The 22,786-nt window shown below is 64.9% G+C and carries 21 protein-coding genes; 13 read left to right on the top strand and 8 right to left on the bottom strand.

The genetic code is table 11. From position 1 onward, the window contains the following. The first annotated feature begins 8 nt into the window (after positions 1-8). The 4 genes from QX070_RS11850 to QX070_RS11835 all read left to right on the top strand — a co-directional run bounded on the left by QX070_RS11850 (position 9) and on the right by QX070_RS11835 (position 3,763). Positions 9-1,298, top strand: a complete 1,290-nt coding sequence (locus QX070_RS11850; RefSeq protein ID WP_315737234.1) for a PotD/PotF family extracellular solute-binding protein — start codon at positions 9-11, stop codon at positions 1,296-1,298. A 91-nt stretch (positions 1,299-1,389) separates the two neighbouring features. Continuing rightward, complete coding sequence (locus tag QX070_RS11845) at positions 1,390-2,325, top strand: ABC transporter permease (protein ID WP_315737233.1); 936 nt, start codon at positions 1,390-1,392, stop codon at positions 2,323-2,325. A gap of 3 nt (positions 2,326-2,328) precedes the next feature. Further along, complete coding sequence (locus QX070_RS11840; RefSeq protein WP_315737232.1) at positions 2,329-3,231, top strand: ABC transporter permease; 903 nt, start codon at positions 2,329-2,331, stop codon at positions 3,229-3,231. A 244-nt stretch (positions 3,232-3,475) separates the two neighbouring features. Further along, a complete protein-coding gene (locus QX070_RS11835; RefSeq protein ID WP_315737231.1) occupies positions 3,476-3,763 on the top strand; it encodes a GIY-YIG nuclease family protein in 288 nt (95 codons plus the stop codon). Positions 3,764-3,985: 222 nt separating this feature from the next. On the opposite strand, the gene QX070_RS11830 is transcribed toward QX070_RS11835, so the two are convergent. From QX070_RS11830 to QX070_RS11805, 6 genes are all read right to left on the bottom strand, one after another. Beyond that, positions 3,986-4,690, bottom strand: a complete 705-nt coding sequence (locus QX070_RS11830; RefSeq protein ID WP_315737230.1) for an ABC transporter ATP-binding protein — start codon at positions 4,688-4,690, stop codon at positions 3,986-3,988. Further along, positions 4,674-5,405, bottom strand: a complete 732-nt coding sequence (locus tag QX070_RS11825; protein ID WP_315737229.1) for an ABC transporter ATP-binding protein — start codon at positions 5,403-5,405, stop codon at positions 4,674-4,676. Before QX070_RS11825 ends, QX070_RS11830 begins: the two co-directional genes overlap by 17 nt. Then, positions 5,402-6,406 (bottom strand): branched-chain amino acid ABC transporter permease, encoded by a 1,005-nt coding sequence (locus QX070_RS11820; protein WP_315737228.1) that lies wholly within the window; start codon positions 6,404-6,406, stop codon positions 5,402-5,404. The genes QX070_RS11825 and QX070_RS11820 overlap by 4 nt, the downstream gene beginning before the upstream one ends. Continuing rightward, on the bottom strand, positions 6,406-7,284 hold the full coding sequence (locus QX070_RS11815; RefSeq protein WP_315737227.1) for a branched-chain amino acid ABC transporter permease: 879 nt from the start codon (positions 7,282-7,284) through the stop codon (positions 6,406-6,408). The genes QX070_RS11820 and QX070_RS11815 overlap by 1 nt, the downstream gene beginning before the upstream one ends. A gap of 193 nt (positions 7,285-7,477) precedes the next feature. Beyond that, positions 7,478-8,722 carry an ABC transporter substrate-binding protein gene (locus tag QX070_RS11810; protein WP_315737226.1) on the bottom strand — a complete coding sequence of 415 codons (1,245 nt, stop codon included), beginning with the start codon at positions 8,720-8,722 and terminating at the stop codon, positions 7,478-7,480. Between the two features lie 82 nt (positions 8,723-8,804). Beyond that, positions 8,805-9,623, bottom strand: coding sequence for a putative hydro-lyase (locus QX070_RS11805; protein ID WP_315737225.1), 819 nt, complete (start codon positions 9,621-9,623; stop codon positions 8,805-8,807). Positions 9,624-9,736: 113 nt separating this feature from the next. On the opposite strand from QX070_RS11805, the gene QX070_RS11800 reads away from it, so the two are divergent. The 3 genes from QX070_RS11800 (at position 9,737) to QX070_RS11790 (ending at position 13,082) form a co-directional block, all read left to right on the top strand. Further along, a complete protein-coding gene (locus QX070_RS11800) occupies positions 9,737-10,699 on the top strand; it encodes a LysR family transcriptional regulator (protein WP_315737224.1) in 963 nt (320 codons plus the stop codon). Next, positions 10,696-11,946, top strand: coding sequence for a Zn-dependent hydrolase (locus QX070_RS11795; protein ID WP_315737223.1), 1,251 nt, complete (start codon positions 10,696-10,698; stop codon positions 11,944-11,946). Before QX070_RS11800 ends, QX070_RS11795 begins: the two co-directional genes overlap by 4 nt. A gap of 224 nt (positions 11,947-12,170) precedes the next feature. After that, positions 12,171-13,082 (top strand): NAD(P)-dependent oxidoreductase, encoded by a 912-nt coding sequence (locus tag QX070_RS11790; RefSeq protein ID WP_315737222.1) that lies wholly within the window; start codon positions 12,171-12,173, stop codon positions 13,080-13,082. A 409-nt stretch (positions 13,083-13,491) separates the two neighbouring features. Here QX070_RS11790 and QX070_RS11785 read toward each other — a convergent pair whose 3' ends face one another. Continuing rightward, positions 13,492-14,565: a tartrate dehydrogenase gene (locus QX070_RS11785; protein WP_315737221.1), complete on the bottom strand. Its 1,074-nt coding sequence runs from the start codon at positions 14,563-14,565 to the stop codon at positions 13,492-13,494. Between the two features lie 160 nt (positions 14,566-14,725). On the opposite strand from QX070_RS11785, the gene QX070_RS11780 reads away from it, so the two are divergent. The 6 genes from QX070_RS11780 to QX070_RS11755 all read left to right on the top strand — a co-directional run bounded on the left by QX070_RS11780 (position 14,726) and on the right by QX070_RS11755 (position 21,559). Further along, entirely contained in the window at positions 14,726-15,502 is a 777-nt protein-coding gene (locus QX070_RS11780; RefSeq protein ID WP_315737220.1) for an SDR family oxidoreductase, read from the top strand. Between the two features lie 79 nt (positions 15,503-15,581). Beyond that, positions 15,582-17,006: an amidase gene (locus QX070_RS11775; protein ID WP_315737219.1), complete on the top strand. Its 1,425-nt coding sequence runs from the start codon at positions 15,582-15,584 to the stop codon at positions 17,004-17,006. Between the two features lie 205 nt (positions 17,007-17,211). Further along, complete coding sequence (locus QX070_RS11770) at positions 17,212-18,534, top strand: MFS transporter (RefSeq protein WP_315737218.1); 1,323 nt, start codon at positions 17,212-17,214, stop codon at positions 18,532-18,534. A 26-nt stretch (positions 18,535-18,560) separates the two neighbouring features. Then, positions 18,561-19,223 carry a sulfite oxidase-like oxidoreductase gene (locus tag QX070_RS11765; protein WP_315737217.1) on the top strand — a complete coding sequence of 221 codons (663 nt, stop codon included), beginning with the start codon at positions 18,561-18,563 and terminating at the stop codon, positions 19,221-19,223. 167 nt (positions 19,224-19,390) lie between these two features. Beyond that, the gene (locus QX070_RS11760) at positions 19,391-19,756 is read left to right on the top strand and encodes a hypothetical protein (protein WP_315737216.1); all 366 of its coding nucleotides are present in this window, start codon (positions 19,391-19,393) and stop codon (positions 19,754-19,756) included. Between the two features lie 585 nt (positions 19,757-20,341). Further along, the gene (locus QX070_RS11755; protein WP_315737215.1) at positions 20,342-21,559 is read left to right on the top strand and encodes a bifunctional alpha/beta hydrolase/OsmC family protein; all 1,218 of its coding nucleotides are present in this window, start codon (positions 20,342-20,344) and stop codon (positions 21,557-21,559) included. Position 21,560: 1 nt separating this feature from the next. Here QX070_RS11755 and QX070_RS11750 read toward each other — a convergent pair whose 3' ends face one another. Next, complete coding sequence (locus QX070_RS11750) at positions 21,561-22,607, bottom strand: YeeE/YedE family protein (RefSeq protein ID WP_315737714.1); 1,047 nt, start codon at positions 22,605-22,607, stop codon at positions 21,561-21,563. Between the last annotated feature and the right edge of the window lie 179 nt (positions 22,608-22,786).

Raw genomic sequence — 22,786 nt, 5'->3', positions numbered from 1 at the left:
AGATGATCATGACCGACCGATCGAAGACAACATCCATCAGCCGCCGCACGCTGCTCAAGGGCGCGGCGGGCGTCGCCGGTCTCGCCGGCTCGGGCACGCTGCTCAGCGCGCCCTATGTCCACGCCGCCGACGCCAAGGTGCTGCGCTATCTCGGCACCGCCGTGAACGAGGGCGACGAGATCTCGAAGAAGTGCCTCGCCGACACCGGCATCAAGATCGAGTACATCACAGCGACGACCGACGACGTGACCAAGCGCGTCATCACCCAGCCGAACTCCTTCGACGTGCTCGACACCGAATACTTCTCGCTGAAGAAGCTGGTGCCGTCCGGCAACATCTTTCCGCTCGATGCGCGCAAGATCAAGGAGTTCGACAACATCACGCCCGTCTTCACCAAGGGCGAGCTGCCGAACGGCAAGAAGATCGGCGGCCAGGGCACCGCGCCGTGGAAGGTGCTCTATCTCGACGGCCCGAACTCCAAGACGTTCTCGGCGACGCCGACCGAGTTCGTCACCTTGATCCCGACCGTGTACAATGCCGATACGCTCGGCATCCGTCCCGACCTGATCAAGCGCCCGATCAACTCCTGGGCCGAGCTGCTCAACCCCGAATTCAAGGGCAAGGCCTCGATCCTCAACATCCCCTCGATCGGCATCATGGACGCCGCCCTCGTCGTCGAGGCGACCGGCCAGTACAAATATGCCGACAAGGGCAACATGACCAAGGCCGAGATCGACCTGACGATGAAGGTCCTGACCGAGGCCAAGAAGGCCGGCCAGTTCCGCGCGTTCTGGAAGGACTTCAACGAGTCCGTCAACCTGATGGCCTCGGGCGAGACCGTGATCCAGTCGATGTGGTCGCCGGCGGTCACCAAGGTGCGGTCGATGGGCATCCCCTGCACCTTCCAGCCGCTCAAGGAAGGCTACCGCTCATGGGCCTCGGGCTTCTGCGTCTCCAAGGCGGTGGCCGGCGGCCCGAAGCTCGACTGGGCCTATGAGTTCGTCAACTGGTACTTGTCCGGCTGGGCCGGCGCCTATCTCAACCGCCAGGGTTACTACTCGGCCGTGCTCTCCACCGCCAAGGCCAACATGACCGAGGACGAGTGGGGCTATTGGATGGAAGGCAAGCCGGCGAAGGCCGACATCAAGGCGCCGGACGGCACCCTGATGGAGAAGGCCGGCGCCGTGCGCGATGGCGGCTCCTACGAGGACCGCATGGGCAACGTCGTGTGCTGGAACGCGGTCATGGACGAGAACGACTACATGGTCCGCAAGTGGAACGAGTTCATCGCCGCCTGATGTGACGATCCCGGCCTGCCGTGCCGTGCTTTCCCGCGCGGCAGGCCTCCTTCTCTCTCTCCCCGCACACACAGGACGACAGGTTGCATCCGTGGCCGTGACGATCGACAATTCGCCTGACAGCGTGGCGCCGGCGGAGAGCGCTTTGCGCAAGATCACCATGCGCTCGATCGCCTGGCTGCAGGCCGGCCCGATGATGCTGGTGTTCGCGCTGTTCTTCCTGTTGCCGCTCGTGCTCGTCGTCGTCGTCAGCGCCTGGGACTACAACGAATATGAGATGATCCCGGCGTTCAGCTTCCGCGGCTACACCGACACGTTCGAGGGCTGCGTCGCCAACCTGCCCGAGCTGTGCACCATCCTGAAGACCTATCTCAAGACGCTGAAGCTGTGCCTCCTGACCTGGGGCCTGACGCTGATGATCGGCTTCTGGGTCGCCTATTTCCTCGCCTTCCACGTTCGCAGCAAGACCTGGCAGATCGTGCTGTCGCTGTTGTGCACGATCCCGTTCTGGACCTCCAACGTCATCAGAATGATCGCCTGGATCCCCCTGCTCGGCCGCAACGGCCTCGTCAACCAGGGCCTGGTCGGCGCAGGATTCGTCAACAAGCCGATCGAATGGCTGCTGTTCTCCGAATTTTCGGTGGTGCTGGCGCTGGTGCACCTGTTCACGTTCTTCATGGTGGTGCCGATCTTCAATTCGATGATCCGCATCGACAAGCGGCTGATCGAGGCCGCCTATGATGCCGGCGCAAGCGGCTGGCAGACGCTGGTCAACATCATCATTCCGCTGTCGAAGCCCGGCATCGTGATCGGCTCGATCTTCGTCATCACCATCGTGATGGGCGACTTCGTCACGATCGGCGTGATGGGCGGCCAGCAGATCGCCTCCGCCGGCAAGATCATCGAAGCGCGGCTGTCAGCGCTGCAATTCCCGGCCGCCGCCGCCAATGCCGTGATCCTGCTCGGTATCACCATCATCATCATCTCCGCGCTGACGCGGATCGTCGACGTGCGCAAGGAGCTCTGAGCCATGGGCGACAAGCGGCCGCGCTCGTTCTACATCCTCGCCTTGTTCTTTTCGGCCTATGTGCTGTTCCTGTACGGGCCGATGATCGCGATCTACATCCTGTCATTCCAGGGGCCTGACGGCGGCCTCACCTTTCCGATGAATGGGGTGTCGCTGACCTGGTTCGGAAAAGTGTTTTCCGGCGGCGGCATCGTCGATATCGGCGCGGCGTTCAAGCGGTCGCTGGCGCTCGGGCTCGTCGTGATGGTGATCACAGTGGTGCTGTCGGTCGCCGCAGGCATGGCCTTCCGCAAGCCGTTCCGCGGCGCCTCGGTGCTGTTCTACACGGCCATCGCCAGCCTGATCATGCCGTCGATCATCACCTCGCTCGGCATAGCGCTCGAATTCCGCCTGATCGACGACTTCGTCAACAAGCATGGCGCCAATGTCGGGCTCGGCTGGCTCGCTGACGGCTATACCACGGCCATGGGCCTGTTCACGTCGGGCCTGGGTGCGCATCTCACCTGGACCTTGCCGTTCGGCCTCCTGATCATGTTCGCGATCTTCAACCGCTTCGACGGCCGGCTGGAGGAAGCCGCACGCGACCTCGGCGCCACGCCCTGGCAGACCTTCCGCCACGTCGTGCTGCCGATCATCCTGCCCAGCGTGGTCGGCATCGGCCTGTTCGGCTTTACGCTGTCCTGGGACGAGCTCGCCCGCTCCAGCCAGGCGATCGGCTCGGTGAATACGCTGCCGCTGGAATTGCAGGGCCTGACAACGACGGTGACCAAGCCCGACATCTACGCGCTGGGCACGCTGACCTCGGCGGTGTCGTTCGTGGTGATCTTCGCCGCGCTGTCGGTGATCCTGGTGCTGCAGGCCCGCCAGCGCCGCCAGGGCTCGGACGCCGGCAAGGGCATGGTGTAAGCTACGACGGATCATAACGCGGCCTCGGTCATTCCGAGGCGGTCTTGCGCTGAAACAATCCATACCTTCTAATCGGCTGGAATCCCCGGATTGCTTCGCTGCGCTCGCAATGACGGCTGTGGTGGGCGCCGTCTCCTCCTCATACTCCGTCATCGCGAGCGCAGCGAAGCGATCCAGGGGCAGCGGAAAAGACTCTGGATAACCTCGCTCCACTCCGGTCGCCCCGGACCTCGTAGCCGATCCGATGAGACAACCCTGCGTCTACATCATGGCGAACAGGCGCAATGGAGCGCTCTATATTGGTGTGACCAGCGACCTGCCTAAACGCGCGTACCAACATCGTGAAGGTCTCGTTCCGGGATTCACCAAGACATACGGGTGCAAGCTGCTCGTCTGGTACGAAGTCCATGAAACGATGGTAGCCGCGATCGAACGCGAGAAACAGATCAAGGCAGGCAGCCGAAAGAAGAAATTGGCACTGATCGAGGCGATCAATCCGCAATGGAATGACTTGTACGATGCTCTGACCTGATTCTTCCGATCGTGATTTCGAAATACCGAGAGAACAAATGCCAGACCTCCTACTGGTCTGGCATTCTGGATTGCTTCGCTCCGCTCGCAATGACGGTCGTGGTGGGCACGGGAGCCCCCACATACTCCGTCATACCGAGCAAAGCGATCCAGGGGGCCGCAGCAAGAACCCTGTATTACCCTTGCTTTGCAGCGGCTCGGCGGCTGCGAAGCACACAGTCGATCACAGCCCCAGATACGCCTTCCGCACATCCTTGTTGCCGCTGATCTCAGCCGCCGTGCCCTGCATCAGGACGCGGCCGGTCTGGAGGATGTAGGCGCGGTCGGCGATCTCCAGGCATTCGGCCATGCGCTGCTCGACGATCAGCACGGTCATGCCGGCATCGCGGATGCGCTTGACGGCCTGGAAGATCTCGTCGACCAGCTTCGGCATGATGCCCTGCGACGGCTCGTCGAGCATCAGGAGCCGCGGCCGCGTCATCAGCGCGCGGCCGATCGCCAGCATCTGCTGCTCGCCGCCGGACAGCGTTTCCGCGCGCTGCTCGAGCCGCTCCGACAGCCGCGGAAACAGCTTGAACACGAAGTCGAGCGGCTCCTCGCGATTGGCCTCGCCGCGATACAGATAGCTGCCGAGCCTCAAATTGTCGCGCACCGAGAGCCGCGGAAACAGCCGGCGGTTCTCCGGCACATAGGCGATGCCCTTGGCGGTGATCAGATGCTGCGCCATGCCGTCGATGCGATTGCCGTCGAAGGTGACAGTGCCCGCACGCGGCCGCTCGGCGCCGGCGATCGACTTCAGCAGCGTCGACTTGCCGGCGCCATTGGCACCGGCGACGCAGACGATCTCGCCCTTGTTGACGTCGATCGAGACGTTCGAGATCGCGACCAGGCCCTGATAGGCGGTGGTGACGTCACGCACCGACAGCATGGCGGTCTCCAAGATAGGCGGAAATGACTTTGGGATCGCGGACGACGTCCGTGGGCTTGCCTTCGATCAGTACCTTGCCGAGATCGAGCACGATGGCGCGGTCGACCAGCGGCATCACGATCTCCATGACGTGCTCGACCATCAGCACCGTGATGCCGGTGTCGCGCACGCGACGCACGAGCTCGACGCCCTTTTGTGACTCGACCGGCGTCAGGCCGGTCAGCACCTCGTCGAGCAGCAGCAGCTTCGGCTCGGTCGCGAGCGCGCGGGCCACTTCCAGCCGCCGCTTCTCCGACGGCACGAGGTCGCTCGCCAGCACGTCGGCACGCGTATCGAGCCCGCAGAAGGCCAGCACGTCATGCGCCTTCCGCCGCGCCTCGCGCATGACAGTGGTGCGCACCAGCGCGCCGACGATGACGTTCTCGATCACCGTCATGCTCTCAAAGCTCTTCACGACCTGGAAGGTGCGGCCGATGCCACGCTGGCAGCGCTCGGCTGCCGGCAGCGCCGTGACGTCCTCGCCGTCGAAGATGATCGCGCCTTCGGTAGGCTTGAACGCGCCGGCAATCAGGTTGAACAAGGTCGACTTGCCGGCGCCGTTCGGCCCGATCAGGCCGACGATCTCGCCGCGCCCGACCGAGATCGAGACGTCGGAGTTCGCCGTCAGGCCCGAGAAGCGCTGGGTGATGTTGCGGGTTTCCAGCAGCGCGGTCATGACGCCACCGCCTCTCGCGCCGGCTGAGCGGCCGGCTTCGGCTTGCGCGAGAACAGGCTGACCAGACCCTGCGGCCGCGCCAACGAGATCGCAACGATTAGGCCGCCATACACGATCAGGTCGACGCCGCGGCCGGAGCCGCCGATGAAGGAGCGGGTCAGCTCGGTCAGCGGGATCAGGATGACCGCGCCCAGCATCGGTCCCCACAAGGTGCCGATGCCGCCGAGCACGGCCGGGAGCGCCATCAAGAGCGAGAACTGGAATCCCATCACGCTTTCAGGATCGATGTAGGACACGAACTGCGCATAGAAGCTGCCGCCGATCGCGACCAGGAAGGCCGAGACGGCCGCTGCGCCCATCTTGGAGTTGAACACGTCGACGCCGAGGCTCTCGGCGGCGACCGGGTTGTCCTTCACCGCGCGCCACCAATAGCCCCACTTCGAATCCTCCAGCCACCAGGTCACGAACCAGGCGACGCAGGCGAGCACGAGCGCAAAGTAGAAGTATGGCAGCTTGGAGCGTGTGAACTGGAACGTCAGCCAGGAGTCGCGCCGCACCGGAATGTCGATGCCGAGCGCCGCACCCGCCCAGTCCCAGTTCTGAAACAGCAGCAGCGTGATCTCGGCGATGACGATGGTCGCGATCACGAAGTAATGGCCGCCGAGCCGGAAGCAGGGATAGCCGAGCGCCATCGCAATGACGGCTGAGATGAGACCGCCGGCGAGCATGCCGAACCACGGCAGCACGCCGAACTTGGTGAACAGGATCGCGGTGGTGTAGGCGCCAAGCCCGAAATACAGCGCGTGTCCCAGCGAGATCTGGCCGCAATAGCCGGACAGGATGTTCCAGCTCTGCGACAGCGCCGCATACATCAGGGTCAGCACCATGATGTTCTGGACGTAGACGTCCTTGACGAACAGCGGCACCGCGGCCGCGACCGCGGCGAGGAAGGCGGCGAGGACGAGGTCGCGCCGGCGGCGTTGGATGAATGCCTTGTCCATCAGATCGATCCGAACAGGCCGCGCGGGCGGATGAAGACGACGAGGAGATAGACGCCGTAGATGCCGACGGTCTTGAGTGACGGCGGCAGGATCAGCGTGGTGATCGCCTCGACCAGGCCGACGACGATGCCGCCGGCAAAGGCGCCAAACACGCTGCCGAAGCCGCCGAGCGCGACCGTCACATAGGCGATGGTCGCGAACGACGCGCCGACATCGGGGAAGACGTAGAAGAAGATCGCCATGACCGCGCCGGCAAGACCGACCAGCGCAGCTCCAAGGCCCCAGCCGAGCGCGAACACCTTGTTCTTGTCGATGCCGACCAGCGCCACCGCGCCGGCATCCTCTCGCGTCGCCTCCAGCGCCCGGCCGAAATCGGTGCGGTGGATGAAGAAATAGAGCCCGGCGAAGGCCGCGATCGCGATCAGCGCACCGACCAGTTGCGGCTGCGGCAGGTAGATCCCCGCGATCGAGATCGTCTTGCCGCCGAGCCAGGAGTGCGGAATGCTGCGATAGTCCGGCGTGAAGAAATACTGCGCGACCCCGCGCATCAGCACCGCGAGCCCGAAGGTGGAGAAGATCTGCACCATGCCGGTATTGGCCTTGGCACGGACCGCGAATCTGACGATCAGCAGATAGACCACGGCCCCGAACACGAACAGAGCGGCGGCGACCAGCGGCGCCGCAAGCAACGGGTCGAGCGCAAAGAACGCGAACAGGAAGAAGGTCGCGTACATCGCGATCATCAGGAACTCGCCATGGGCGAAGTTCACGACGTCCATCAGCCCGAAGATGAGCGCCAGCCCCACGGCGATCAGGCCGTAGAGCAGGCCCATCAAGAGGCCGCTGGCGAGACTTTGGATGATTGTTTCTGCTGTCACAGATCTTGCCCCACTCTCGATGTGACACTTGGTGTCGTCCTGGCGAAAGCCAGGACCCATAACCACGACTGTTTTTGTGGGGCACGACGACGACCAATCATCGTCCAACCACGGCCTCGGAGTATGGGTCCCGGGTCGGCGCCGCCACGCGCTGACGCGCGTCGCGGCTTGCCCGGGACGACACTCGAGGTTGCTACTTCATCGGCCAGGTGGCTTGGGCCACCGCGGCCTGGGTCGGGAAGATGGTGACGAACTTGCCGCCGACATATTGCAGCAGCACCGGATCCGCGTCGTTGTTCTGGCCGCTCTCGTCGAACTTCACGCGCTTCCACGGCATGATGGTCTGCTCGCCCGGCATGTCGGTCGCGGCCAGCGCGTCGCGGATCTTCTCGCCGTCAACAGACTTGGCGCGGTTGATGGCATCGGCCATCACGATCAGGCCCATGAACTGCCGCGAGGAGTAGTCGTTGAAATCCTTGCCCGACTTGGCCTTGAACATGTCGTTGATCTTGCCGACCATCGGCCGCTTGGCGGCGAGATCGAGCGAGAACGAGCCGCGCGAGATCACGCCTTCGAGCTTGTCGCCGACCGCGTCATACAGCGCCTTCTCCGAGAAGCCGGCGTCCTGCGCCACGATCGCATTCGGCTTGTAGCCGAGCTCGGCCATGGTCTTGACCAAGAGGATGCCGTCGGTGGTGTAGCTCGACGGCATCAGCACGTCGGCATTGGCCGCCTTGAGCTGCTGCACCTCGGCCGACAGCGACGGCGAGTTGGCGCGGTACTTGATGTCGGCGACGATCTTGTAGCCGCGCTCATTGGCGAGCTTGAGCTGGGCGTTGCTCGAATCCGTGCCGAAGATCGTGTCCTCGTGGAACAGCGCGAGCGTCTCGATCTTGGTGCCCTTCTTCTTCATCGCATCGAAGAAGTCGAACATCGCCTGCGAGAACATCTCGTCATGCGGCGCGGCGCGGAAATAGTATTTCAAGCCGCGGCGATGCAGGCTCGGCGAGGAGTTGTCGGCGGAGAGATACGGGATCTGGTAGCGCTCGCAGATCTGGCTCGCGGTAACCGCGACGGCACTCTGGTAGGAGCCGATGACGGCTGCGACCTTCTCCTGCGTGATCAGGCGCTCGGCCTCGGCGCGGCCCTTCTGCGGATCCGCCTGATGATCGGCGAACACCAGCTTGATCTTGGCGCCGCCGAGACCCGGCAGACCCTCGGTGCGGGCCAGCGGCAGGTCGTAGTCGTATTTGCCGTTGATGATCTCGGCCGCCGTCTCGAACGCGCGCTGCGCGTCGACGCCGATCTGGGCGCTGGCGCCCGAGAACGGATAGATCACGCCGATCTTCACTTCCGATGTCTGGGCGCGGGCGGCGATCGGACCGAGAGCAGCGGCAGCGGTGGCTCCAAGCAGGACGTTACGGCGCGTAATGGTCATGGCAAGATCCTCTGATGAAAGCGCATCGATGAAGCGGTTGACGTCGGTGGTAAAGGCTCAAAAAGCAGCACAAGCTGGCTGATTAGAGGACGGCGAGATCCTTGTTCCTGAGATCAGTGATCAGCATCAGGCCCGGCGCGTGGGTAATGGCGAAGGGCAGCTTGGCCGCGGCGATGACCGCCTGCGGTGTGACGCCGCAGGCCCAGAAAACAGGGATTTCGTCCGCGGCGACGGGCACCGGATCGCCGTAGTCCGGCGTGTTGAGATCAGCGATGCCGATCTGCTCAGGATGACCGAGATGCACCGGCGCGCCGTGCACCGCGGGAAAGCGCGTCGTGATCTGCACGGCGCGGATCGCCTGCGCCGGCTTGAACGGGCGCATCGACACCACCATCGGCCCCGCGAACGGCCCCGACGGCGTGCAGGCGATGTTGGTGCGGTACATCGGCACGCGACAGCCCTGCTCGATGTGGCGGATCGGCAGACCGTCCGCCATCAGCGCCTCCTCGAACGAGAACGAGCAGCCGAGCACGAAGGTGACGAGGTCGTCGCGCCAGTGCGCAAGCAGATCGGTCGGCTCCTCGACCATCTCGCCATCGCGCCAGACGCGATAGCGCGGCACATCGGTGCGGATGTCGAGGTCGGCGCCGAGCGCCGGAATGAAAGGATTGCCCGGTTCGGACATGCCGATGATCGGACACGGTTTTGGATTGAGCTGGCAGAAGCGGTGGAAGGCGCCAGCGTACGTCTCGGGGATAATCGCCAGATTGCCCTGGACGAAGCCGTTTGCGACCCCCGCCGTGCTCCAGCCCCTGCCGGTGCGATAATCCAGGCGGGCTTGATGGCTCGGGAGAAGTTCACTCCCACCCGCTGATTGCTGCAATGCCGCAGAAACAGTCATTTGTGCCACTTGCCTAATATCTCGACAAACTCACTGAACATCAGCCATGCTATAAAGTCTAATCTTCGTTTTTAATCGGGATCGATAAGACAAATTGATCCGAGCGGGGCGCGATGTTGGATTTCCGTTCCATCGAGACCTTCCTCTGGGTGGTGAAGCTTGGCAGCTTTCGCGGCGCGGCGCAGCGCCTGAACACCACTCAGCCGGCCATTTCCCAGCGGATCGCCCAGCTCGAGCGCGAGCTCGGCGTCAAGCTGCTCAACCGCGACCACCGCGTGGCGTCGCCGACTGCGAGCGGACGGCAGATGCTGGTGTATGCCGAGAAGCTGATCGGCCTGCGCGCGGAGATGCTGGCCGAGGTCGGCGACCGCTCCGCGATGCGCGGCGTGCTTCGGCTCGGCGTCGCCGAGACCATCGTGCACGACTGGCTGCCGCGGCTGATCAAGAGCGTCAACGAGAGCTATCCGAACCTCTCGCTGGAGATCGAGGTCGACGTCACGCCGAACCTGCATGCGCGGCTGCTGGCGCAGGAGATCGAGCTCGCCTTCGCGCTCGGCTCGCCGTCCGCGTCGGGCATCCGCAGCCGCGTGCTGTGCGACTATCCGATCAGCTTCCTGGCCAGCCCCTCTTTGGGTTTCGGCAAAGGCCTGATCACGGCGGAGCAGATGGCACGGTTTCCAATCATCACCTTCCCGCGCAACACCCAGCCCTACGACAATGTGCGCTCGCTCTTCAATCGCCCGCATCTGCCGCCGATGCGTCTGCACGCCAGCGCCTCGCTGGCGACCGTGATCCACATGGCCGTCGAGGGCCTCGGCGTCGCCGTCATTCCCGCGGCGATCGTCGCCAACGAGATCGAGCGCGGACGCCTGCAGGAGTTGAAAACGGACTTGCGGATTCCGCCGCTGACCTTCACGGCGAGCTGGCTGTCATCGCCCGAGATGGTCGCGATCGAGCGCGTCGCCGAGCTCGCAGCCAGGACGGCGCAGACGGCCAGCCATCCGGCGGCATCGGTTGACGCCATCGTCGCGGCGCGCGATGGACAGGATGCCGGAGTACAGGGATTTCAAGCATGAGCCGCGCCGTCACCAATCTGCAGATCGATTCCGCCCGCCTCTGGGACAGCATTCACGAGACCGCCAGGTTTGGCGCGACGCCGAAGGGCGGCGTGCGGCGGCTGACCTTGAGCCAGGAGGACAAGCAGGTCCGCGACTGGTTCCGCAAAGCCTGCGAGGATGCCGGGCTCGACGTGCACGTCGACACGCTCGGCTCGATGTTCGCACTTCGCAAGGGCCGCGACATGTCGAAGCCGCCGGTCGGGCTCGGCTCGCATCTCGACACCCAGCCGACGGGCGGCAAGTTCGACGGCATTCTCGGCACGCTCGGCGCGCTGGAGGTGATCCGCACGCTCAACGACGCCGGCATCGAGACCGACGCGCCGCTCTGCATCGTCAACTGGACCAACGAGGAAGGCTCGCGCTTCGCGCCGGCGATGATGGCGTCGGCCGCCTATGTCGGCGACTTCACGGTCGAGGACATTTTGTCGCGGACAGATGCCGCAGGCATGACCGTGGGCGCGGCGCTGGACGAGATCGGCTATCGCGGCGAGACCAAGGTCGGCACGCAGACATTCTCGGGTTTCGTCGAGCTGCACATCGAGCAGGGTCCGATCCTGGAGGCCGAGAACAAGACCATCGGCGTGGTCGATCACGGCCAGGGCGTGTTCTGGTACGACGGCAAGGTCACCGGCTTCGAGAGCCATGCCGGCTCGACGCCGATGCCGCTGCGCCGCGACGCGCTGCTGGCGCTGTCGGAGTTTGCGCTGACCCTGGAGCAGATCGCGCTCAAGCTCGGGCCGAACGCGGTCGCGACCATCGGCGAGGCCGTGATCGCCAATCCCTCGCGCAACGTCATCCCCGGCGAGATCGCCTTCACCATCGACTGCCGCAGCGCCAACGCCGATACGCTGGACGCACTCGATGCCAGCCTGCGTGCGGCGGCGAGCGAGATTTCCAAGAAGCGCAAAGTCGAGATCGCGATCGACCAGGTCTGGCGCAAGCCGCCGACGCACTTCGATCCCAAGCTGGTCGATGCCGTCGAGCGCGCTGCCGGCACGCTCGGCTATTCGCACCGGCGCATCACGTCGGGAGCGGGCCATGACGCCTGCAATCTCAACACGATCATGCCGGCCGCGATGGTGTTCGTGCCCTGCAAGGATGGCATCAGCCACAACGAGCTCGAGGATGCCACGCAATCCGACTGCGCCGCCGGCGCCAACGTGCTGCTGCACACCGTGCTGTCGCTGGCGGGCGTGGCGTCGTGACGGGCTGATTGCTCTCACTCGCTCCTACTTTAAGTTATCATTCTCCGATCTAAGTCGCGCAGGCACACTGAGCTCCCCTCCCCCTTGCGGGGAGGGGTCGGGGGTGGGGGTCCACAACGGCGGTGTCGCCCGGGGCTCCCCCTCCCCAACCCTCCCCCACAAGGGGGAGGGAGCACAGCTTCGTCGGCGCGACTGCTCGGCACATCCCGAAAGGAGACCATCACGTGCGCGGAGTTTTCATCGACGCCAACGAGTCGCTTGCCGAGATTTTCGAGCGGCAGCGCAAATCGGGCGATCCCGAGATGCGCGTGCATCTCGATCCGGACATCAAGCCGGACGACTGGCCCGCCATTCTCGATGGCGCCGAGATCGGCGTGGTCGATCACACCGCCCTGCCCACCGAGGTCGCGAAGCAGTGCAAGGGGCTCAAGCACGTCGTGTTCCTCGGCACCGGCGCGCGCAGCTACATGAATCCGGAGGAGCTGGCCGATCTCGGCATCACCGTGCACCTGATCAAGGGCTATGGCGATACGGCGGTGGCAGAAGCAGCGATCGCGCTGATGTGGGCCTCGGCCCGCGGCATCGCGCAGATGGACCGCGAGATGCGCGCCGGCAACTGGCTGCGCGACGACGGCATGCAGTTGACCGGCAAGACCCTCGGCCTGATCGGCTTCGGCGGCATCGCCGCGGAAGTCGCGCGCATCGCGTCCGGCGGCGGCATGAAGGTGATCGCCTGGAACCGCTCGCCGAAGAGTCATCCGGGCGTGGAGTTCGTCGATCTCGACACGCTGCTCAAGGAGAGCCACGTCGTCTCGCTGCATCTCCTGCTCAACGACGAGACCCGCGGCTTCCTGTCCCGCGACCGCATCGCGCAGATGCGGCCGGGCGTGATCTTCGTGAACACCGCCCGCGCGGCCATCGTCGACGAAGCAGCGATGATCGACGCCCTGCGCTCCGGCCACATCCGCCACGCCGGCCTCGACGTCTTCAACACCGAGCCGCTGCCCGCCGGTCACGTACTGACCACCATCCCCAACGTGACGCTGTCGGCGCATTCGGCGTTCCGCACGCCGGAAGCCAGCGAGAACCTGATCCACGCCGCTTGGGAGCACTGCCGCAGGGTGGCGAAGAAGTAGTTGTTGACGCGTAGGGTGGGCAAAGCGGCCGCCGCTAGGCGGCAGCGTGCCCACCGTCGATCAGCGCGTACGCGGCAAGACGGTGGGCACGGCGCCACCGCGATCTCATGCGAGGATGCAGCAGAGCCGCGCCTTTGCTCACCCTACGGCTCTCTCCTTCGTCATTGCGAGCGAAGCGAAGCAATCCAGAGTCCCCGCGACGGCCCTGGATTGCTTCGTCGCTACGCTCCTCGCAATGACGATGTTGATCGAGCTGCCGCCCCCCCCCCACCGTCGTCCCGGCGAACGCCGGGACCCATACCGCGTGATTTATCTGTGGCGCGCGGTGGCAGATATCGGCGGCTACAATGACGGCCGGTGGTTATGGGCCCCGGCGTTCGCCGGGGCGACATCGAGCAAATAGCGGCGACTAGTCCACCATGTCTGCGACGGCCTTGCCGCACGCCACCGTATCGGCGTTGCCGCCCAGATCCCGCGTGCGCAGCGTCCGCTCGGCCAGCGTCCGCTCGATCGCGCCGACGATCGACTGCGCTGCAGTCTTCTCTCCCAGATGCTCCAGCATCATCGCGCCCGACCAGATCATGCCGATCGGGTTGGCAATCCCCTGCCCTGCGATATCGGGCGCCGAGCCGTGCACCGGCTCGAACACCGACGGGAAATTGCGCTCGGGATTGATGTTGCCCGACGGCGCGATGCCGATCGTGCCGGTGCAGGCAGGTCCCAAATCGGACAGGATGTCGCCGAACAGGTTGGAGCCGACGACGACGTCGAACCAGTCCGGGTGCAGCACGAAGTTCGCGGTGAGGATGTCGATGTGGTACTTGTCCCACTTCACGCCCGGATAGTTCTTCGCCATCGCCTCGACGCGCTCGTCCCAGTAAGGCATCGTGATCGAAATGCCGTTGGACTTCGTCGCCGAGGTCAGGTGCTTCTTCGGCCGGGATTGCGCGAGCTCGAAGGCAAACTTCAGGATGCGGTCGACGCCGGTGCGGGTCATCACCGTCTGCTGGGTGACGAACTCGCGATCGGTGTCCGGGAACATGCGGCCGCCGACCGAGGAGTATTCGCCTTCGGTGTTCTCGCGCACCACCCAGAAATCGATGTCGCCGGGCTTGCGGCCCGCCAGCGGCGACGGCACGCCCGGCATCAGCCGCACGGGACGCAGATTGACGTACTGATCGAACTCGCGGCGGAACTTGATCAGCGAGCCCCACAGCGACACGTGGTCTGCGATCTTGGCGGGCCAGCCGACGGCGCCGAAATAGATCGCGTCATGGCCGCCGATCTGCGCCTTCCAGTCGTCCGGCATCATCTGGCCGTGCTTCTCGTAATAGTCGTAGCTCGAGAAGTCGAAATGATCGAACTGCACCGCGACGCCGTGCTTCTTGGCCGCCGCCTCGATCACGCGAATGCCCTCGGGCATGACCTCCTTGCCGATGCCGTCGCCGGGAATGACTGCGATGCGATAGGGCTTCTTGCTCATCGAGCGGATCCTTGGTCGTTTACGCCGGTACCCCCGGCTGAAATGTCCAATGCCTGAATGAACCAAACCATGCCCAAGCGCAACGCTGCGGTGCAAGATTGACCGCATGGCTGACGCGCCAGACAATCCTATCTCCTCACCCATCCCAGCGAGCACGTCCATGGACCTTCATCTGCGCGGCAAGCGCGTTCTCATCACCGGCGCGTCCAAGGGGATCGGTGCCGCAGCCGCCGAAGCCTTCGCCGAGGAAGGCTGTCACGTCAGGCTTGCAGCGCGCAGTGGCGACCGGCTCGCGGCGCTGGTCGAGCAGCTGCGATCGAAGCATCAGATCGATGCGGCCGCGCATGTCGTGGACCTGCGCAAGAGCGAGGACGTCGCGCGGCTGGCCGAAGCCGCTTCCGATATCGACATCCTCGTCAACAATGCCGGCGACATCCCGGGCGGCGCGATCGACAAGATCGACGAGGCGGCCTGGCGGCATGCCTGGGACCTGAAGGTGTTCGGCTTCATCAATCTGACGCGCCTGGTCTATGCGCAGATGAAGGCGCGCGGGGCCGGCGTCATCATCAACGACATCGGCGCGGCCGGCGAGAAGTTCGACGCCAACTACATCTGCGGCAGCGCCGGCAATGCGGCGCTGATGGCCTTCACCCGCGCGCTCGGCTCCAAGAGCCTCGCCGACAACATCCGTGTGGTCGGCATCAATCCCGGACCGGTCGGCACCGACCGCCACGTCACCCTGCTGAAGACGCGCGCCCGCGACCTGTTCGGCGACGAGCACCGCTACACCGAATTCCAGAAGAGCCTGCCGCTCGGCCGTCCCGCGCATCCGCGCGAGATCGCCGACCTGATGGCGTTCCTCGCCTCGGACCGTGCCGGCTACACCTCCGGCGTGATCTATACCGTCGACGGCGGCATCAGCGCAGGGTGGGGTTGATCGCCGCGACCTTTCCACGTCGGCCGAAACATGATCTACGACTTTGCGCCGGGACGCTTCCAATCAGGAGAACTGCACTTTGGCCGACCAGGGATTGATCCGCGAGACCGCCTGCGCCGTCGTCGACAAGTTGAAGACCGGCGAGGTCACCCCGCTCGATTGCCTCGACGCACTGGAAGCGCGCATCACAGCCGTCGACGACAAGGTCAACGCGCTGCCGACCCTGTGCTTCGACCGCGCCCGCGAGCACGCCAAGGCGCTGATGCAGAAGCCGGTTGCCGAACGCGGGATGCTCGCCGGGCTGCCCGTCCCGATCAAGGACCTCACGGATGTCGCCGGCGTGCTCACCACCCAGGGCTCGCCGATCTTCAAGGACCGGATTCCGGAACGCTCTGATCTCATGGTCGAGCATCTCGAAGCCAATGGCGGCGTGATCTACGCCAAGTCGAACACGCCGGAGTTCGGCGCCGGCGCCAACACCTTCAACGAGGTGTTCGGCGCGACGCGCAATCCCTGGGACACGTCCCGCTCGGCGGCCGGCTCCTCCGGCGGCGCCGCGGTGGCGCTTGCCACCGGCATGGCCTGGTTGGCGCACGGCTCCGACATGGGCGGCTCGCTGCGCAACCCCGCGAGCTTCTGCGGCATCGTCGGCCTGCGCCCGAGCTTCGGCCGCGTCGCGCATACGCCGGCGGTGGCCATCGACCGCAATCTCGCCATCCAGGGCCCGATGGCCCGCAACGTCGCGGACCTCGCGCTGCTGCTCGACGCGATGAGCGGCGAGCACGCCGCGGATCCGATCTCGCTGCCCTCGCCTGCGACGTCGTTCCTGGCCGCCGCGCGCTCCGGCAGGAAGCCGGTCCGCGTTGCCTACTCTCCGGATCTTGGCATCACGCCCGTGGATCCGGAAGTCGCTGCGGTCACCCGCAAGGCGGCGCAGCGCTTCGCCGAGCTCGGCGTGATCGTCGAGGAGGCGCATCCCGATTTCAGCGAGGCGCATGAATGCTTCCACGTGCTGCGCGCGCTCGACTTCGCGATGAGCAAGGCGGAGCTGCTGCGTACCAAGCGCGACCTCTTGAAGCCCGAGGTGATCTGGAACATCGAGGAAGGGCTGAAGCTCACGGTCGCGCAGATCGCGCGCGCCGAGGCGCAGCGCGTGGCGATCACCGCGCGCGCCGTCAAGTTCTTCGAGACCTATGATCTGCTGCTGGCGCCGGCCACCATCGTACCGCCCTTCCCGGTCGAAAACCGCTACGTCGCCGAATGCGCCGGGCATAAGTTCGACAACTACGTGCAATGGCTCGGCATCGTCTACGCGATCACGCTGGCCTGTTGCCCAGCCCTGTCGCTGCCCTGCGGCTTCACGGCGTCGGGTCTTCCGGTCGGACTGCAAATGGTCGCAGCGCCGCGCGCCGACGCCAAGCTGCTCGCAGGCGCCAAGGTGCTGGAGGACGTCCTCGGCGTTGCCGGCTCGACCCCGATCGATCCGCGCGCGCCGAAGGGCTAAGTCATTCCCCTCATCCTGAGGAGCCCGCCGAAGGCGGGCGTCTCGAAGGATGGGCCGCAGCGTGATGCGCCCCCGCCTCGACACTGCTTGTGGCACGCGCGCAGAGTTCCATGCGCTGAACATGGGACCCATGTCCGTTATCGTCTGTGGCAATCGGGGCTGCTGCCGTAGAAGGGCCGCAAATCACGCTTGCCGGAGACCGGATATGACTGACCAGGTGATCGAGCCTGCCGAAGAAGCCACGACGTTCAGCGACGTCGAGCGCCGCATCAAGGCGATCCTGATCGGCTCGGCCGGCAACCTGGTCGAATGGTACGATTTCTATGCCTATACGGCGTTTGCGCTGTATTTCGCGCCGGCCTTCTTTCCATCGAAGGACCCGGTCGTCGAGCAGCTCAACGCCGCGGTCGTGTTCGCCGCGACCTTCCTGATGCGCCCGCTCGGCGGCTGGCTGTTCGGCTATCTCGCCGATCACCATGGCCGGCGGCTGTCGCTGACCGTCTCGGTCCTCTGCATGTGCTTCGGCTCGCTGATCATTGCGGTGACGCCGACCTATGCCACCATCGGCATCGCCGCGCCGATCATCCTGGCGCTCGCCCGCGTCATCGAGGGCCTCAGCCTCGGCGGCGAGTATGGCGCCAGCGCCACCTACCTGTCCGAGGTCGCCGACGCCAAGCATCGCGGCTTCTATTCGAGCTTCCAATACGTCACCCTGATCGGCGGCCAGCTCACCGCGATCATCGTGCTGCTGCTCCTGCAGAAGGTGTTCTTGACAACCGAGGAGCTCAAGGCATGGGGCTGGCGCATTCCATTTGCGATCGGCGCCGGCCTCGCCATCTTCACCGCCGTCATGCGGCGGAACCTGCATGAAACCGAGGCCTTCGTGGAAGCAAAGAAGACGGTCAGTCCGTCGGGATCGATCACCACGCTGCTCAAATATCCGAGAGAGCTGCTGCTGGTGGTCGGCCTGACCGCGGGTGGCACGGCGGCATTCTACACCTTCACGACCTACATGCAGACTTTCGTCAAGCTGTCGGTCGGCCTCACCGAGGACCAGACCACGATGGTGATCTTCGGCTCGCTGCTGTTTGCCTGCGTGCTACAGCCGCTCTATGGCGCGATCTCCGATCGCATCGGCCGCAAGCCGCTGCTGATCTTCTTCGGCGTCGCCGGCACGCTGGCGACGATCCCGATTCTGACCGTGCTGCAGGGCACCAAGGAGCCGTTCACAGCTTTCCTGCTGATCTGCGGCGCCTGGATCTTCACGGCCGGCTACACCTCGATCAACGCGGTGGTGAAGGCCGAGCTGTTTCCGACCAATGTCCGTGCGCTCGGTGTCGGCCTGCCCTACGCGATCACCGTCTCGCTGTTCGGCGGCACCGCACCGGCTATCGCGCTCTACTTCAAGAGCATTGGGCACGAGACCTGGTTCTATTATTATCTCACGGGCGTGATCTTCACGTCGCTATTGATCTATGCGACCATGCGTGACACCAAGCATGCGTCGGCGATGCACCGCCATGAATGAGCTGCCACCACGGATGAGGTGCCGTCATGGCTGACGAGTCCGGGCTACCGCCCGAGAGCAAGCTGACCCGCAGCAAGGAGCGCTGGGCTCACGAGGGCAAATTCCTGACCGGCCGGATCGTGCGGCCCGAGGACCAGCGCCTGCCGCCGGGCCAGCATCTGACCCGCGACTGGCCGGTGCTCGATCTCGGCCTGACGCCCTCGGTCACATCAGAGCGCTGGCGGCTCGACGTCTATGGCGCGGTGGAAAATCCTCTGTTCTGGGATTTCTCCGCCTTCCTCTCCCAGGAGCAGCGCCAGTTCACATCCGACATTCATTGCGTGACGACCTGGTCGCGCTACGACAATCAATGGGAAGGGCTTGCGACGCGCGACCTGCTTGCCGCCTGCCGGCCGCGCGACACAACCGATTTCGTCGTGCTGCATTCCTACGACGGCTACACGACCAATCTCGCACTGGAGGACTTCGCCGCCGAGGACGCCCTGCTCGCGCATAGCTGGTCCGGCGCGCCGCTCACCCAGGAGCATGGCGGCCCGGTCCGCATCGTCGTGCCGCATCTGTATTTCTGGAAGAGCGCAAAATGGCTGAAGGCGATCGAATTCCTAGACAAGGATGCGCCCGGCTATTGGGAGGTGCGCGGCTATCACAACCGCGGCGATCCCTGGGCCGAGCAGCGCTATTCGGACTGACGGGCTTCCGTGGCGCCGAGCGAGCGGAGCCGTAGGGTGGGCAAAGACGCGAAGCGTCGTGCCCACCGCCGTCGCCACTGAAATGAAGCTGAAAAGAAAAGAATGGTGGGCACGCTCCGCTTTGCCCACCCTACGGGCTCAGTTTCCGAACCTGCCAGAGATATCGCATGGAGTTCACCTCAGAAACCGGCAAGATCCCCAAGGGCTACGGGTATCTTCTCAAGCCGAGCGTCATCCTCGCCGCACTGACCGCAAGAGATCTCGGCGGCATTCGCATCCACCTCGTTCGCAGCCACGGCAGGCGTCTGTTCGATGCGCGATATCGGCCGCCGGACGGCGACATTCCTTATGAGCGTCTCAACATCAAAGTCGGCACCGCGCACGAGCGGGACTTGCCTGGACTTCGTCGGCGCGCGAAGGACGAAGCCCTGCCCGCGCTCGTCCAATGGATTTCCGACCTCGTCGCGCAAGACCTGCCGACAGCGATCCGGCACGGCGAACAGGAGATCGAGCTTCTGCCTCCGCGAGACTGATCATTGCTGCGTCGCGTGCGCGATTGATGCTTGCCCGGCCCCCCGGCCCAGAAATATCCCCCTTGCATATTTCTGAAAATCGTGATTTATTAACCGCCATCCCGCCTCGTTGCAGAGGGGCGTATCGCGATCGTCACGGACGTGGAGCGCGGGATGCGGTGGGCGCAACGGGTTGCAGCGTGGTCTTCCATGCGGACGAACGATCCGGTGCGCACGGCGAAATCGTGTGGTCTCGGCGCCGCGGTGCTGGCGTCAAGTCGTGGTGCGGATGACGCGCATCGCGATGACGGGGGCAAGACAGCCGTTCCCCGGAGAGAGCACGTATAAGCCGTTCCAACCATTGCGCAGGGAAGGCCGGGATGTCCTCAGCCGTACCTGTGGTTCTGCCGCCTGCATTTTTTCCGCAGGCGGGCCATGGGGGCGGCAGGCTCCCGACCTTCCCTGCGCCCTCTCGATTGCAGAGGGGCAAAGATCCGCAAAGCTCGGGCCGTTGCAGGGCCGCGAGAATGCGCCATCATGTCTGCTGGAATGGCCTTATCTGTTGTATGACGATGTGCAGTGAAGACGCAACGAATGGGGCCCAAAATGGCGACCGAACGTTTCCAGTTTGAAGGCGCAAGCGGCGAGCAGCTTGCCGCTGCGCTCGACCTGCCCAACGGTTCGCCGCGCGCTTACGCGCTGTTCGCGCATTGCTTCTCCTGCGGCAAGGACACGCATGCGGCGCGGCGCATCGCCATGGCGCTGACGGCGCATGGCATCGCCGTGCTGCGGTTCGACTTCACCGGCCTCGGCTCCAGCGAAGGCGACTTCGCCAACACGACGTTCTCCTCCAACGTCGCCGATCTTGTCCGCGCCGCCAATCATCTGCGCGAGACCCGACAGGCGCCGGCGATCCTGATCGGCCACAGCCTCGGCGGCGCCGCTGTGCTGGCGGCCGCCGGCGCCATTCCCGATGCCAAAGCCGTCGTGACGATCGCCGCGCCTTCGGATCCGGGCCATGTCACCAACATGTTCAAGGACAGCCTCGAGGCGATCCGCCGCGACGGCTCGGCCGAGGTCTCGCTCGCGGGGCGCCCGTTCCGGATCAGCAGCTCCTTCCTCGACGACATCGCCGAGCAGCGCCTGCTCGACAAGGTCAAGCATCTGCACAAGGCACTGCTGGTGATGCACTCGCCTGTCGACGAGACCGTCGGCATCGACAACGCGACCCACATCTTCGTCGCTGCCAAGCATCCGAAGAGCTTCATCTCGCTCGATCACGCCGATCATCTCATCAGCAGCAAGCTAGATGCCGCCTATATCGCCGAGGTGATCGCGAGCTGGGCCGGCCGCTACGCCGCACCGGCGCCGGTCGAGCTTGCGGCCACCGATGGCCCGCGCGACGTCGTCGTGCGCGAGACGCGGGCGAGCAAGCTGCAGCAGAGCATCGCGCTCGGGCCCCACCATCTCACCGCAGACGAGCCGCTCTCCGTCGGCGGCCAGGACTCCGGTCCGGGCCCCTACGACCTTCTGCTCGCGGCGCTCGGCGCCTGCACCTCGATGACGATGCGGCTCTATGCCGACCGCAAATTGCTGCCGCTCGACCTGATCACCGTGACCCTGCGTCACAACAAGATCCATGCGGAGGACTGCGCGGCGTGCGAGACCAAGGTCGGGCTGATCGATCAGCTCGAGCGCGAGATCCACATGGACGGCGCGCTCGATGAGGAGCAGCGCAGGAAGCTGATGGAGATCGCCGACAAGTGCCCGGTGCACCGGACGCTGACGTCGGAGATCCGCATCGTCACGCGTGCGACGGACTGAGCTAACGCGCCGCTTCCGGCTCCATCTTCAGCGGCCGCACGCGCAAGGCGCCGCGCAGGCCTGCGGCCGTGCCGATGAAAATGCCGGTGATGGCAACGAACGATGGCAGCGCCAAAGTGGAGAGTCCCGTGAGCCCCTGCCCGACCGAGCAGCCCAGCGCCATCACGCCGCCGATGCCCATCAACGCGGCGCCGCCAACCGAGCGCAACATGTGATTCGGCGAATGAAAGCCTTCGAGCTTGAAACGGCGCGTGACCAGTGCCGTCACGAGACTCCCCGCCAGCACGCCGGCGACCGTCGCGATGCCGAAGTTCACCGTCGAGCCGGTCGACAGCATCACATATTGCAGGCCGTCGGCGATCGGCGCGACGAAGGTCAGGGACGCCACCGGCACCGGGTTGAAATCATCGGCACCGAGATGGCCGGTCGCGAACCAGCCGGCCGCGATCAGCAGGCCGACGACGAGGCCCGCGAGCATCTGCCCCGGTGCGCGCCGGAACGGCGCATGCGCGAAGGCGAACACGATCAACACGCTGCCAAGCGCAAGCGCCGGCAAGAGGCGCGCTGGCGCACCGTGCAGGCCGCCGGCCGACAGCAGCACAGGAAGCGATGCCGCCATGGCCGTGGTCTGCGAGGCCTGCATCAGCGCGATGCGCAACGGCGCGATCAGGCCCTTCAACGTCATCTCCGCTGCGATCGCCAGCACCGTCACCACGACGAAGGAGCGCAGATTGCCGCGACCGAGCAGCACCAGCGCGCGCGAGCCGCAACCGTTGGCGAGCACCATGCCGTAGCCGAACAGGACACCGCCCAAGAGCATCAGCGGCACCGAGAAGGTCGGCTGCAGATAGATCGATTTGCCGAGATCGACGACCCCGTTGGCCGCGAGCAGCTGTGTGGCGACGATGGCGATGCCCATCGCCAGGGCGAAAGTTCGCACCAGCCGGCGGTCGCCGTCGGCCCACCAGCCGCGCAGGCTGCTCATCATGCAGAAGCCGCTGAGCAGCCCGACCACGCCATAGATCAGGCCGATCATGAGACCGGCCATCACGGCCAGATTGGCGGCTTCGGGCACGTTCAGGAATCCTTCCGGTTGCGGACAACACGCGCGTTGCGCAGGCAGCGCTTTCGCTTGACGCGCGCAGAATATTTGCCACGATGTCGCACCTAACTAGATGAGAATGCTTGTTCCAACAAGCATCGACGGGAGAGAACGCCGTGATTTCA

It is taken from the genome of Bradyrhizobium sp. SZCCHNR1093, assembly GCF_032381175.1.
GTDB lineage: Bacteria > Pseudomonadota > Alphaproteobacteria > Rhizobiales > Xanthobacteraceae > Bradyrhizobium.
The sequence above is the reverse complement of the archived record's forward strand: the minus strand, read 5'-3'. Positions and strand labels throughout refer to the sequence as shown.